11 protein-coding genes are annotated in these 14,126 nt (G+C 38.6%); 4 read left to right on the top strand and 7 right to left on the bottom strand.

All coding sequences use genetic code 11. From position 1 onward, the window contains the following. Nucleotides 1-178: 178 nt before the first annotated feature. From AC27HL_RS02150 to AC27HL_RS02130, 5 genes are all read right to left on the bottom strand, one after another. Complete coding sequence (locus AC27HL_RS02150) at nt 179-3,316, bottom strand: efflux RND transporter permease subunit (protein ID WP_487078693.1); 3,138 nt, start codon at nt 3,314-3,316, stop codon at nt 179-181. Between the two features lie 11 nt (nt 3,317-3,327). Next, a complete protein-coding gene (locus AC27HL_RS02145; protein ID WP_487078691.1) occupies nt 3,328-4,437 on the bottom strand; it encodes an efflux RND transporter periplasmic adaptor subunit in 1,110 nt (369 codons plus the stop codon). A 238-nt stretch (nt 4,438-4,675) separates the two neighbouring features. Then, nucleotides 4,676-6,595, bottom strand: a complete 1,920-nt coding sequence (locus tag AC27HL_RS02140; protein ID WP_487078689.1) for a hypothetical protein — start codon at nt 6,593-6,595, stop codon at nt 4,676-4,678. Nucleotides 6,596-6,754: 159 nt separating this feature from the next. Continuing rightward, nucleotides 6,755-7,096 carry an iron-sulfur cluster insertion protein ErpA gene (gene erpA, locus AC27HL_RS02135; protein ID WP_487078687.1) on the bottom strand — a complete coding sequence of 114 codons (342 nt, stop codon included), beginning with the start codon at nt 7,094-7,096 and terminating at the stop codon, nt 6,755-6,757. Between the two features lie 64 nt (nt 7,097-7,160). Continuing rightward, complete coding sequence (locus tag AC27HL_RS02130; RefSeq protein WP_487078685.1) at nt 7,161-7,904, bottom strand: DUF6776 family protein; 744 nt, start codon at nt 7,902-7,904, stop codon at nt 7,161-7,163. A gap of 60 nt (nt 7,905-7,964) precedes the next feature. On the opposite strand from AC27HL_RS02130, the gene AC27HL_RS02125 reads away from it, so the two are divergent. Next, nucleotides 7,965-9,659 carry a chloride channel protein gene (locus AC27HL_RS02125; RefSeq protein WP_487078683.1) on the top strand — a complete coding sequence of 565 codons (1,695 nt, stop codon included), beginning with the start codon at nt 7,965-7,967 and terminating at the stop codon, nt 9,657-9,659. Next, nucleotides 9,656-10,087, top strand: a complete 432-nt coding sequence (hemJ, locus tag AC27HL_RS02120; protein WP_487078682.1) for a protoporphyrinogen oxidase HemJ — start codon at nt 9,656-9,658, stop codon at nt 10,085-10,087. Before AC27HL_RS02125 ends, hemJ begins: the two co-directional genes overlap by 4 nt. Here hemJ and AC27HL_RS02115 read toward each other — a convergent pair. Then, entirely contained in the window at nt 10,084-10,953 is an 870-nt protein-coding gene (locus AC27HL_RS02115) for a hypothetical protein (RefSeq protein WP_487078680.1), read from the bottom strand. The genes hemJ and AC27HL_RS02115 overlap by 4 nt on opposite strands. A 250-nt stretch (nt 10,954-11,203) precedes the next feature. Between AC27HL_RS02115 and AC27HL_RS02110 the strand changes: the two genes are divergently transcribed. Continuing rightward, nucleotides 11,204-12,211, top strand: a complete 1,008-nt coding sequence (locus AC27HL_RS02110) for an aspartate carbamoyltransferase (protein WP_487079872.1) — start codon at nt 11,204-11,206, stop codon at nt 12,209-12,211. A gap of 49 nt (nt 12,212-12,260) precedes the next feature. After that, the gene (gene hemL, locus AC27HL_RS02105; RefSeq protein ID WP_487078678.1) at nt 12,261-13,544 is read left to right on the top strand and encodes a glutamate-1-semialdehyde 2,1-aminomutase; all 1,284 of its coding nucleotides are present in this window, start codon (nt 12,261-12,263) and stop codon (nt 13,542-13,544) included. Nucleotides 13,545-13,659: 115 nt separating this feature from the next. Here hemL and AC27HL_RS02100 read toward each other — a convergent pair whose 3' ends face one another. Beyond that, on the bottom strand, nt 13,660-14,124 hold the full coding sequence (locus tag AC27HL_RS02100) for a ClpXP protease specificity-enhancing factor (protein WP_487078677.1): 465 nt from the start codon (nt 14,122-14,124) through the stop codon (nt 13,660-13,662). Nucleotides 14,125-14,126: the final 2 nt, after the last annotated feature.

The raw sequence follows: 14,126 nt of genomic DNA, 5'->3' as shown, positions 1-14,126 counted from the left end.
GACACAAGACTTTATAGCATTGTGTCACTTAGCATTATCTTTATGAACTTTGATGTATTCCTTTGCCCAAGCAATCCAACTTCCTCAGCAGCAAATAAAATCACCCGAATGGTAATTCGGCCAGGCAACAACCATAACTATGCCTAAACCATCATCTAATGCGCTTTTTGCTTGCTACTTAAGCTGCAGAGTCTACTGCTTTAATATCAACTGGCTGTGTTTGTTTGCGTGCTTGTTTCTTCACTTTTCGAAGATCGCGTAATGCTAATAAACATGGCGTTAAAATAAGTGTTAAAACAGTGGCAAATGCTAAGCCGCCAGCAATAGCGGTTGCTAATTGATTCCACCATTGCGTTGACGGCGCACCAACAACCGCAGTTCTGTTAAAAAAGTCTAAGTTAACCTGCAACACCATAGGTAATAAACCTAAAATAGTTGTTACGGTTGTTAGCATAACCGGTCTTAAACGTTGCGCTCCAGTTCGTAAAATAGCGTCAACTACGGCATAGCCTTCTCGGCGCAACACATTGTAGGTATCAATAAGAACAATATTATTATTAACCACTATACCCGCTAATGAAATTACCCCTATACCTCCCATTACAATACCAAACGGTTTTTGTACTATAAACAAGGCTAAGAATACGCCCACCGTTGAAAATATAACGGCACTTAAAATAAGAAATGCTTGATAGAAGCTATTAAATTGGGTCACTAAAATAATTGCCATCACAAACAGCGCAACTCCAAACGCTTTTACTAAAAAGTCTTCTGACTCTTGCTGATCTTCATTTTGCCCTTTTATCGCTATTTCTACTGATGGATCTATACCTAATTCAGGGAATTTCTCCTGCAAAAGAGGTAGTTCTTTAACCAGCTGCGCCCCGGGAATTAAGTTTGCTTTAATGCTAACAATGCGCTTACCATCCATGCGACGAATACTATCAACTTTAGGAGCTGCGCTGCGCTCAACAAAGCTACTGACCGGCACTAAACCTGCCGAAGTTTTTAATCGCAAGGTATCTAATCTGGAAATATTGCGTTTATCTTCTGGAAAGCGTACGCGAATATCTAATTCATCATCTACATCGTCCGGACGATACTCACCGAGTTTCAAGCCATTAGTGACCATTTGAACTGTTGAACCAACCAATGCAGCATCAGCTCCATAAGTTGCCGCCAAACTACGGTCAATTTGCAATTGCCATTCAATACCTGGCTTAGAGCCCGAGTCTTCAATGTCGGTAAACTTATCGTGGTTATGTAATGCTGCACTAATAATATGCGCTGATTCATTAAGTTTTTCAGGAAAACGTGAGCTTAACTCAATGACCAAATCTTTGCCGTTTTGCGGGCCGTCTTCATTTTTTCGTACTTCAATTTCAACACCAGCTAAATCATCAGTTCGCTTACGAATATCTTCAATCACTTCATCGGCTGTTCGTCTAAATTGCCAGTTAGTGAAATTAACTTGAAAAGTACCAATTTGATCATTGCCACCTGTACGAGTATAGAGTGTTTTAATTTCTGCTAAATCTAAAATACGGTCCTCAATAGAAACCATAATTTCATCTTTTTCTTTAATCGATAAATCACCATGAGAGCGCACCACCATAGTAGCGCTGGACGGTTCTATTTCAGGAAAGAAAATAGCGCCTAAACCAGATGCCCCATAGATGAACATGACAAATACCGACATGGCAAGTGTCCCAATTAATATTTTCCAAGGGTGATTAATTGCCTTTTTTAAAACACGAACATACTTGCCAGTAAAACCCCTTAGCTGAGTTAAGTCTCCTTCTTCAGCTTGTTCTATTTGCTTTTGTTCTTTCGCACTAACTTTGCGCGACTTGCCGATTATACTACCTATTGTAGGTACAAATATTAGCGCCATTGCTAATGACGCCGTTAATACGGCGATTAAGGTAATAGGCAAATACTTCATAAACTCGCCCATAATGCCCGGCCAAAACATTAGTGGTGCAAAAGCGGCTAACGTTGTTGCTGTTGATGCAATAATAGGCCATGCCATACGCCTCGCAGCTAAACCGTAGGCTTGGCGTTTGGTTTTTCCTTCGTTGAGTTCTCGGTCAGCAAACTCAGTAACAACTATTGCACCGTCAACCAACATACCGACAGCCATAATCAAACCAAATAGCACCACGATGTTAACCGTTAATCCGGCAATGGCTAAAACAAGAATACCCGTTAAGAAGGCTCCTGGAATTGCTAAGCCAACCAATAACGCAGTGCGTGAACCTAAGGTAGCAATAATAACAATTACAACTAATAAAACTGCCGACAGTACATTGTTTTGCAAATCATTTAAGGTATCTTGTACATCAATAGATTGATCACCAACATAATCAACAAACACCTGATTTGGCCAACGCTGACGTTCAACTTCAATCAATGCTTTAACTTTAGCAACAGTGTTAATAATGTTTTCACCAGAACGTTTTTTCACTTCAATTGCAACGGAGCGCTCACCATTTAAACGAGCAAATGAACTCGGATCTTTATACGCCCGACGAACAGTTGAAACATCCTGAAAAGTAATAACTTTGTCGCCATCAACTTTAATTGGTAATTCTAGTAAGTCTTGAATGGTTTCAAATACTGACGGCACTTTAATGGCAAAACGCCCTTTACCTGTGTCCATAGTACCTGCAGGTACTAAGCGGTTATTGCGCTCAACAAGGTTGTAAATATCGTTTTGATCTAAGCCATAGCTTTCCATTAATAAGGGGTCAACGATGATTTCAACCATATCTTCACGGTCACCGCCAATATCAACTTCTAAGACTTCTTGTAATGCTTCAATTTTATCTTTGACGTCACGTGCTATCGTCAATAAACCACGTTCAGTCACTGCCCCTGACAGAATAACGGTTATTGCTGGATTTTGATTAGCCATAGTCACTTCATGTACTTCTGGCTCCTCTGATTCAGATGGAAGCTTAGCTTTTGCTAATGTCACTTTATCGCGAACATCGGCAAGTGCTTCTTTTGGATCTAACCCGGCAATAAACTCGAGATTAATTGAAGCATGGCCTTCACTTGCTGTTGCAGACATTTCTTTAATGCCTGCTATCGATTTAAGCTCCTTTTCCATTGGCCGAATAAGCATTCGCTCCGCATCTTCTGGCGAAATACCATCATGAACAATAGAAACATAAATATTAGGAATCGTTATATCTGGATTAGACTCTTTTGCAATATTGGCATAAGTAATTGCCCCTGAAATAAGCAATAGTACAAAAACCATTAACACCGAACGTGTGCGAGTTAATGCTGCATCAATAAGTGTTAGCATATATTCCCGCCTTATTCGCTTTTATTAGCTAATGCTGAATTTGTCGAAAAAACGGCTTCAACTTTATCGCCAGCTCTAACAAAACCTTGCCCTAAGGTAATAATATCCGCTTGTTGGCCAAGCCCAGACAACCAAATGCCATCCTTTTCACTTTTAACGATATTTATTGGCGTAAACTTTACATGGCTTTTTTCTACCGTTTTTACCCCTATATTACCTTCTTCGTCTAATGCTAAAAGCGCAGGAGAAACTTTAATAGCATGAACGTGATTTAGGCTAATATTAACTTCACTGCTTAAGCCTGCCAGTAATGAACTATCACTATTGGCCAGTGCTACCTCTATTTTAAAGGTATTGGTTGCATCATCCGCAACACTTGCAATATAACGCACCTGCCCTAATAAGCTTTCTTTGTGAAGTAATCGCACATTAGCTTTTTGACCAACCGCTAGTTGACTAATATTGTTTTCACTTACATGGGCTCGAACGATTAGCGGATCAAGATCAGCGATCATAGCGATATCGTCGCCACTTTGTACATAATCACCTTGTTCAACATAACGTGTGTTTAGCACTCCATCGAAAGGAGCGCGAATTACTGTATTTGCAATATCAATATGCAAACGTTTAATTTGTGCCTTAACTGCTGCTAAATTTGCTGCTGCACTGCTAACCTGTACTTTTCCTTGGTAACCGTCGGCACTTAACTTTAACGCACCTTGGTGCTCAATTTCCCGCTGCTTTAATAGCGCTTTTGCTTGCGCTAGTTGTGATTCAAGATCGTTAATTTCTAATTTTACGATAATTTGGCCTTGCTTTACTTTAGCGCCTCGTTTAGCCAAAACTTGTGCTATTTGACCGGAAATTTCAGCTTTCACCGTTGTTATGCGATCAGGCTCAGTGCGTCCGTATAGCGCAACAGAGTCGCTGATAGTTTCCGCATACCTAGTTTCTACTTTCACTTTTGGAATAATCACGCTATGTTGTGTTTTTTCATTGGGAACTTCTTGCGCTTGCATTAATCCCGATGTCATCCACAATACCAGTGCTAAGGTGATAATTATCGCAATGATATATGGGCGTTCGGCTAACCATTCGCGACGCTGACTTACGGTACTCATAATTCTTCCTAAATATTTTTATTTAACTGACACTTGTTGGTCATATTACTGATAATAATACAGTGCAATCGGCCCTACGTCTTGTCTAGCTTTGCAACAAAACGTAAATCAAAAACAGCTTGAAAAGATAAACATATTTAATTTACTTTCTAACAGCACCATAAATAGTATTGCAAGGCTAAGTTAAAAAAAACCAGCTTATAAGCTGGTTTTTTTTAACATTTTAAATGCTGCTATTTTATTCCGCGACTTTCTTAAATCGGCGAATGCTTTCGTAGGCCCAATCTTCCTCAGCGTATTTTGCTCTGTATCCATATTGAAAAATATAAGTATCATCAATTACTGACAATAACTTATAGCTTCGAATAGCAAACCCAAAACTATTTAACATATTTGTTTTTGCTTCGGCATAACAAGCATCAAAATCAAGAGCACTACTGTAGGCATTAGGACAGTCATATGAATTAATAAAAGAAATACTTCCATCCTCTTCAAACTTCCAAAAATCCTTAAGCTCATCACCACCAAAATAAGAATTATCACCTCGTCCATTTGCACCAATTTTCATATCAGAATAACTTGAGTTACCAAAAAATGACTGATATTGAGTTTCAAATTGACCGATATATTTTTCAGCATTTAGATTATTTTCTGTTACCTCGGAAAATTCATAAATAGATGTTCGAGTTTCAGTACCATCTTCTTCAAAGGTTAGCGATAAACCTAGCATACCGTTAGGTAAAGTATAAAATTGATGAGCCCGAGTATTGCCATCTATTGTTACCGTTAAAATTCCACCATCTTTCGACCACGAAAAGTTTTGCGTTATTGAGCTATTCTCGCCAGCTACTTTTAGTTTTGTTTCACCGTCTTTATCGCTAACAAATTTAAAAACACTTGCTCCTCCTCGATAATCAACACCGTCAATATTTGTTGAAACTATAGGTAACAACCTAGCGGCATAACTTGTATTTAAATTTAAGTTAACTTCGTTGTTTTCTGATATTCCATTCAGAACATCGTAAGTATACTTAGGCTCTAACGAATGCCCTAGGTTATTGTAATTATTATATTTTGAAGGCTCAATATCCGTTAATAATTCAGCGTGATATAAAACTTTTACAATTACAAATCCTGATGATATTGGCTGCAGCTCGACATTATCAACAATAACATCAAACATTAATTCTTCTTCTTGGTTAGTATCAAAATTATAAAAACTACCCGTTTTACCGTCGAGCAATTTATTAGAAGACGTTAAGGAGATATCAAAGTGCCCTGACTTATCTATTAAGTTACCTTCAATTGTAAAAAAAGAACCATATGAAGTATCACCTAACGAAATATCTTCTACAGTTACGCCAATATTGGCTATACCATCATCCACTTTAACAACAGAAAGAGTGTTATATGCTGCCTGAGGAATATTAATAAAGTTCTCATAGATAAATTCATTTGATTGTTCTTTAGTAAGGTTGACATATTGGCGTACACCGTCTTCTATATCTATCTCAACTCTCAATTTATCGCCTTCTTGTGCAAGCAATGCAACTTCCATGAAATCAATAATTCCACAACTCGAATTACAACCCGGCTGCTGTATATCAACGACAATTGTGCCATCTAGCTCCCAAGAATGAGGTACTAATTTATTATCAGAAAAATAAAGCCCCTTATCGTTTTCAAAAAAGGTAAGTGATAATCCACCATTTTCATCCGTTGACCATGTACCTATAAGCTCCTGCTCCGTCATGTCAACATGTTGCCACTGTGCAGGGTTATCAATAACGTCTACAATGAATTTATATTCTGTGCTTGCTTTACCATCAGATAAGGACAATGCGAGTTCATAATTATCTATATCAAAAAAGTCAGGCTCAATTGTAATCGTTACTTGATTGTTATTACTTAATTCAAAACTTAACCACTGCGGCTGCTCAGTAATAGCTAAGGTCAATGAATCATTCTCGGCATCAGCAATATCAAATACCACTACGGTTTTTTGCATTGCTTTTGCATCAGAGGTAAATGTACCACTCATAGTTGGCGCTGTATTAGGTGCTGGTGCTGGTGCTAGTGCTGGTGAGTCAGATGATGAACCTCCACCACAAGCAGAAAGTAAAAATAAAATAAATATTAGGGGGGTAAATTTAATCAAAATTTAATTCCATTTATTGATTTATAAAGTGTTTATGCGTAAAAAATCCGCACATTATAAGGTATCCAATACATATGTACAGTGTGAAAATATTTGTACATTAGTAAAAGTAGAAAAGCCGACATAAAGTCGGCTTTTCTTTAAACTATTTATCTAGCGTTAGATTGAGAATGAAGAGCCGCAACCACAGGTTGTACTGGCATTGGGGTTATTCACTAAGAAACGACTTCCTTCTAAGCCTTCAATATAATCAACTTCGCCGTCAACCAAATATTGTAAACTCATAGGATCTATCACCATAGTGACACCCTTTTTTACTATGGTCATATCGCCATCGTTTACATTTTCATCAAAGGTGAAACCATACTGAAAGCCAGAACAACCACCACCAGTAACATAAACGCGTAGTTTTAAGTCTGGGTTTTCTTCTTCCGTGATCAACGACAATACTTTAGTGGCCGCTGCATCAGAAAATTTAATTGGTAATTCAGGATTTGACATAAAACTCTACTTAATACGAATGAACTGGGCTAATTATCTTAAACTTGACTGTTTTAATCAAGTATTATGGTAGATTCTGCTCAATATTTTCTAGTGTTTTCTGCCAAGAATAACTGTGATCAACACGATTATAAGTTTGCCATTTGCCTTTAGGTAAAATTGCAGAAACATCGATTTTCTCCGCAATAAAATTTTCCGGTAGTGTTATTTCGCCGCTAACAATTTGAAAATATTGAAAACTAAAGGATAACTCTTTTTTTGTTATTGACGACACCTCAGCCAATGATAATTTTGTCGGCTTGCCATCTAAACTCCCCGTCAATGATAATTCAACGTAACCTTTAGCATAGCGTTTTCGTAATAATTGCTGTACAAGTATCACTTGAAAGCGATAGTGATTAGCACTTTCTGTTTTTGTTAGCTTAATACCATCAATAACTAAACCATTTGCTTGTTTTTCTGGCGCCATCACTTTTTCATAAAATGCCAACTCTTTTTTTACTTGAAAATGTTCTTGTTCAATTGCCTTAAGATCTTGCTGACTACGTAAATTAGCCATACGCTCCACTTCAAGCTCAACTTCTAAGGTATTAATACGCTGGGATTTTTCAACAAGCTTTTGATAAAGCATATCTAGCCTGTTTTCTTGTTGCGCTAAAGTTTGTACTTGAAATCCATGGTAAAAATTGCCTATTCGATAACCACAGAACAAGCAAATAGCGATAATTGCAACTAATAGAAGCGCTGAACGAAAAGCGCCTAAGCGTGTAACAACGGTACTGAGATTTATTTTTGCTAACCAATTCATTTGAAAAGTATTATGATATCCAAAAAGCCTATAAATTCGCTTGATTAAAATGATAATAATATGAAAACGTTAATCCAGCTTAAAAAGCGTTTAGCTATGCCACAAACCTCATGGCAGCTTTGTTTACTTGCCGCCATCGGTGGCTTGGCATCCGCTATGCTCGTCGTTTTGTTTGTATTTGCCACAGAGGGCATTCAATCATTTTATTTGAACGAAAAAGACGACTATAGCAGTTTAAGTTCATTAAGTCGTTTTCAATTACCAATTATTGGCGCAGTAATCATTTTATTCTTTGCCTGGTTAACTGGCTATAAATACATCCGTACCGGTATTCCATTTGTTTTACATCGCTTAAAAATTGCCAATGGTGTTATGCCACTACGTAACACCATTAATCAATTTATTGGTAGCACTATTGCCCTTGCTAGTGGTTTTTCGGTTGGGCGAGAAGGTCCTGCGGTTCATTTAGGCGCTGCCTGTAGTAGTTATATTGGTAATAAACTGAATTTACCTTATAACGCAATTCGAAGCTTAAGTGCTTGTGGTATCGCAGCCGGAATTGCCGCATGTTTTAATACCCCGGTTGCTGCGGTACTTTTTGTGATGGAAGTGATTTTACGAGAATATAAAGTACATATTTTTATTCCGGTGATGATCGCGGCAATTGTAGGCTCAATGACAACCAGTAGTATTTTTGGTCCTGCCCATGAATTTGAATACTTCACAACCATTACCTTAAATAGCCAGCATTATTTAACATTAGTGCTACTTGGGATTGTATTAGGTGTTATTGCCTTTGCCTTTAACCGCTATTTAGTACTGATTATCAAGCATAGTGCTCGTTTTCATATTGTACCGCGAATTCTAACCGCGGCGTTTATTACTGGTGCTATTGGTTATGCTGTACCTTTTGCCATGGGCACTGATTTAAGTGCTATCGACTTTTCCTTGCAGCACAATCCTGAATTGCAACTATTGCTAGGCTTACTTATCGCGAAAATTTTAATGACTATTATCGCGTTAGGACTGGGGATTCCTGGTGGAATCATTGGCCCTATATTAGGTATTGGTGCCATAGTTGGTACCTGTGTTGCTATGATTGCCAGTTATTTTGTCCCTATGAATATACAGGCAAGCGATTTTGCCTTAATGGGCATGGCTGGATTTATGGCGGCTACGCTAAATGCCCCTTTAGCTGCTTTACTATGTGTGGTGGAATTGTCGAACCAAATTGAAATTATCGTGCCTGCCATGATAGTGATCACCAGCTCTTGCATTTCATCAGGGCAGTTTTTTCGCAACCGCTCAATATTTATTATGCAATTAGAAGTACAAGGTTTAGCATACCGTAGACCGCCAATTGAAAAATCACTGCAACGCGTAGGCGTAATCGGCGTGATGCAAGAGCAATTGACACTCATTGCCGACAACGACAACAAAACCATCGCAGAAAAATTCTCAAATTTAACGCCTCACCAACATATAATTATTAAAAAAGAGAGTCAGCAAAATAAATATGACTATATTTGGTGCCAACCCGAGCATTTAAACGATAGTCATACCAATCATTCACTTATTCGACATAAGCTGCTGCCATTAAATAGTCAGTCAACTCTCGCTGAGGCGTACTTATTACTAGTTCGAGAAAGAAGCGGTGGCGTGTATGTATATCAAAATAATCCAGATGAAATTATGGGTATAATAACCTTTGATGCAATACGCTCTTATTTATTGAAAGGAAAAACGCACTTATGACAAGCATTCTTTGGCTTAAAGCATTTCATATTATCTTCATGGTGGCTTGGTTTGCCGGCATTTTTTATTTGCCTCGTATATTTGTTAACCATGCCGAGTCGAAAGAGCCGTTAGTTCATCAGCAGTTAAAAGGAATGGAGCGACGTTTATTATTGTTTGTTACACCTTTTGCCATATTTACCGTTGCATTGGGTATCGCCATTATTTATCAATATGGTTACGACTGGTTCGTCACAGCAAAATGGCTACATGTAAAAATTACTCTCGTCACGTTTTTACTCATTTACCACGGCTATTGCTTTAAGCTAGTAAAAACATTTGCTGCCGACAAAAATGAACGCTCAGGAAAGTTTTATCGGATATTCAATGAAGTACCGGTAATAATCTTGTTTATTGTGGTGATACTGGCCTATGTAAAGCCATTTTAATGAAAATGCTCCAGCCATAATGATTTATTGTTAAGAATTTTTCGGCTTTGTTCTGATAAAAGTGGATTTTCTAAAGAGAATATTCTTCTTTGCGGCAAGTTCGCTTTTACTAAAATATTTTGCGTTACCTTATGTTGGTAAAAAAATTCGTCAAAAGCCCCTGACTCAACAATCTTACTAAAGCCATATAGAATGCGTTCAGACAATCGCATATTTTCTTTACTGGTAAAAAAATACATTGGCGCTGCGTACTTTAGTAAAAAGTGCGATTCAACAATAAACTGTTCTTTTCCGGCTATCTCAAGCCAAGGCTCATGGAGTGCACGTGGGAAGTAGTCAAATCGATACTTTTCAAGCATAGTTAGCATTGAAAAAGCGCTGCCTTCAATAACATCAAAACCATTGTGACGTAGAATATCACTATCAGGCCAATCATAACCTTGTCCTGCTGATAATGCCTTTAATTCTTTAAGAGATAATGTCGGTGAAAATAAATGGCTATCTTCTCGGCGAATAACAGCAATACGCATGCCCATTAACCCCTTCAAAACTGGAATATAAATAGCCTGTAAATCGTCCTCCAGTGCTTTCGTAGTCATTCGCCATGTAACGTCAATGGCTTTTCTTTGTTGCACCATAATCGATGTACGACCTTGTGACATTTCTAGAGTCACAGGAATAAGTTGGTAATCACCATACTTATCACGAGAAGAGTTCAAAATGAGAGTGAGTAAATCAATATAATAGCTTTGTTTAGGATCGGGATAAATTTCTGATAAATTATATCGAACAATATCCTTGCCAGCTGCAGTCAAACTGACTAACAGTAGAATAATTGCCTTTAAAAACAAGATGAGATTTCGCATTTCCCTAGCTACTTTATATCCATTATGCCTATAACTATACCTTAGAATAAAAAACTGTCTACTGCGTATAATTGTTAATCAATTATCTTAATCCAAATCAAGATAATACATTCTCAGCAATTGAGTTTTGTGCTATATTTCGCTGCAAATTTTCCGTCGCTCTGATAAAGCAACGACTCACTAAATTAAGCAATCAAGTAAATGATTAACATCAGGCATTTCATTGCTACATAATTAGGTAAAACCTATGATGAAATTTGAAGGAAGCCATATCTTATCTGTCTCGCAATTCGATAGAGAGAGTATTTCTCGCATCTTAGAAATTTCGACATTGATGGCCCCTTATGCCATGCGAAAAAAGCGCTGTCATGTCCTTGATGGTGCCATACTTAGTAATTTATTTTTTGAGCCAAGCACTCGAACTCGTGTTAGCTTTGGTACTGCATTTAACTTACTGGGTGGTTTCGTGCGCGAAACTGTTGGGCAAGAAAACTCTTCATTGTCTAAAGGTGAATCACTATTTGATACGGCGCGAGTAATCAGTGGCTATTCAGATGTTATCGCTATGCGCCACCCTACGATGCATTCTGTGGAAGAATTCGCCAAAGGTAGTAGTGTGCCGGTTATAAATGGTGGCGACGGCGCTAACGAACACCCCACCCAAGCCTTGCTCGACTTGTTCACTATCCAGTCTGAAATGGCGCGATATGATATGGGCTTAGATGGTTTAAACATTGCACTTATGGGTGATCTTAAGCATGGCCGTACCGTGCACTCATTATCTAAGCTATTAAGCTTATATAAGAATATTACCATCACTATGATTGCACCTACTGCGTTACAAATGCCAGACAGCGTTATTTCAACCCTCACAAACGCCGGCCATAAAGTCGTGCTAACAGATAAAATTGAAGGCAATCTTGCTTGTGATGTTATTTATCAAACTCGTATTCAACAAGAACGTTTTGCCAGTAAAGATGAAGCAGATCTATATCGTGGCCACTTTAGTTTAAATCGTGAAATATATAAGAAATACTGCCAAGACCACACCGTTATTATGCACCCTTTGCCACGTGACTCTCGTGCTGAAGCAAACGAGCTAGATACCGATTTAAATGACCTAGACAACCTCGCTATATTCCGTCAAGCACAAAACGGCGTTTTAGTGCGTATGGCATTATTTGCTTTGAGTTTAGGGGTCGAGAATCGCCTCAGTCACTACGAAAAACCTGTCACTTGGTACACCAACAAATATTGATATTAGCCGTAAATTAACCATGGCTAAGACTAACAAAGAGTAAGATATTATGACAAAAGATTCACAGCAGTTGTTTAACGAAGCACAAGATATTATTCCTGGTGGCGTTAATTCACCCGTACGCGCTTTTAATGGCGTTGGTGGCACACCTTTGTTTATCAAAAAAGCACAAGGTGCCTATATATTTGATGCCAACGACAAAAAATACGTAGATTATGTTGGTTCATGGGGCCCTATGATATTAGGGCACAACCACCCAGCTATATTAAATGCCGTTATTGAAACTGCGCAAAATGGTTTAAGCTTCGGCGCACCAACCGAGCTTGAGATTACTATGGCTGAAAAGGTACGTGAAATTGTACCTTCGATGGAAAAATTACGTATGGTTAGCTCAGGTACAGAAGCAACCATGAGTGCTATTCGCCTAGCCCGTGGTTTTACGGGTCGAGACAAAATATTGAAGTTTGAAGGTTGCTACCACGGCCACGCCGACTCATTATTGGTTAAGGCAGGTTCAGGCATGTTAACTATGGGCGTACCAAGTTCGCCAGGCATTCCAGACGACTTTGCTAAGCACACGTTAACCGTTAGCTATAACAACCTAGACGAAGTGAAAGAAATTTTCGCAGAGCTTGGTGATGAAATAGCCTGTATTATTGTAGAGCCTGTTGCCGGCAACATGAACTGTATTCCACCAGTTGAAGGCTTTTTAGAAGGCTTACGCGCAGTATGTGACCAATACCAAAGCGTGCTAATTTTCGATGAAGTAATGACTGGCTTCCGCGTTGCTTTAGGAGGCGCTCAAGCTCATTATAACATTGTTCCAGATTTGACCACTCTAGGGAAAGTGATCGGCGGTGGTATGCCGGTTGGCGCTTTTGGCGGCAAAAAAGAAATCATGGACTACATTGCTCCTGTCGGCCCTGTATACCAAGCTGGTACATTATCAGGTAACCCAATCGCTATGGCAGCTGGCTTAGCGTCGCTAAAAGAGCTTTGCCAAGGTGACAAACACCAACAATTAAGTGATGCTACTGAAAAATTAGCCATGGGCTTTAAAGCAGCAGCTGAGCGCAATGGTGTTTCACTGTCTATTAACTATGTTGGTGCTATGTTTGGTTTCTTTTTCACCGATGAAGAGAAGATCACTAGCTATGCTCAAGCAACGGCATGCGACAGCGAGAAGTTTAAACGTTTCTTCCACTTAATGTTAGAAGAAGGCGTATACCTAGCACCATCAGCATTTGAAGCAAGCTTCTTGTCAACAGCACATACAGAAGAAGAATTGAAATTTACTTTAGAAGCTGCTGACCGTTGTTTTGCAAAACTTTAATACAGTAAATACTAATGAGGTAGGATAAAACCATCAACCTACCTAATTAGAGTCGATAAAAAAGGTAAGCTGTTGCTTACCTTTTTTAAATATTTTACACAATGTCACAATTGAACTATTTGATAACGGTTAAACTCGGCTTTTTCGCCGCAGGCTTATCTTTTTTCTCGCCTTCAGATTTTTTAGCACTATCACTACTTGTAACGGCAGTAATACTAGGCGCTTTAGAGCTCTCTTGCTCACGTTCTTCAGGCTCAATGTGCTCGATGGCAAGTGATGTACCCGCACCGTTTTCTTTCGCATAAATAGCCGCAATAGCGCCGTATGGAACGCTCATATGCTCTAACTTACCGCCAAAGCGAGCGCTGCACTCAATAGATGAATCACCTAAAGCAATGCTACCTACAGCAGACGCTGATATGTTTAAAACAATTTGACCATCATTAACATAGGCCATAGGCACTAGAACACCATAAACGTTAACATCAACAACAATATAAGGTGTTAAGCCATTATCAGAAATCCAATCATAAAAAGCCTTAACAATATAAGGCTTATTTGATGTCATTTCGACTGTCATAG

The organism is Colwellia aquaemaris, assembly GCF_057548755.1.
Note: the sequence above shows the minus strand (reverse complement) of the source record. Positions and strands in the feature narration are given on the sequence as shown.

Excerpts from the sequence above, each read along its gene's own strand:
- AC27HL_RS02150 (WP_487078693.1), bottom strand. The coding sequence starts at position 3,316 with ATGCTAACACTTATTGATGCAGCATTAACTCGCACACGTTCGGTGTTA.
- AC27HL_RS02145 (WP_487078691.1), bottom strand. The coding sequence starts at position 4,437 with ATGAGTACCGTAAGTCAGCGTCGCGAATGGTTAGCCGAACGCCCATAT.
- erpA (WP_487078687.1), bottom strand. The coding sequence starts at position 7,096 with ATGTCAAATCCTGAATTACCAATTAAATTTTCTGATGCAGCGGCCACT.
- AC27HL_RS02130 (WP_487078685.1), bottom strand. The coding sequence starts at position 7,904 with ATGAATTGGTTAGCAAAAATAAATCTCAGTACCGTTGTTACACGCTTA.
- AC27HL_RS02125 (WP_487078683.1), top strand. The coding sequence starts at position 7,965 with ATGAAAACGTTAATCCAGCTTAAAAAGCGTTTAGCTATGCCACAAACC.
- hemJ (WP_487078682.1), top strand. The coding sequence starts at position 9,656 with ATGACAAGCATTCTTTGGCTTAAAGCATTTCATATTATCTTCATGGTG.
- AC27HL_RS02115 (WP_487078680.1), bottom strand. The coding sequence starts at position 10,953 with ATGCGAAATCTCATCTTGTTTTTAAAGGCAATTATTCTACTGTTAGTC.
- AC27HL_RS02110 (WP_487079872.1), top strand. The coding sequence starts at position 11,204 with ATGAAATTTGAAGGAAGCCATATCTTATCTGTCTCGCAATTCGATAGA.
- hemL (WP_487078678.1), top strand. The coding sequence starts at position 12,261 with ATGACAAAAGATTCACAGCAGTTGTTTAACGAAGCACAAGATATTATT.
- AC27HL_RS02100 (WP_487078677.1), bottom strand. The coding sequence starts at position 14,124 with ATGACAGTCGAAATGACATCAAATAAGCCTTATATTGTTAAGGCTTTT.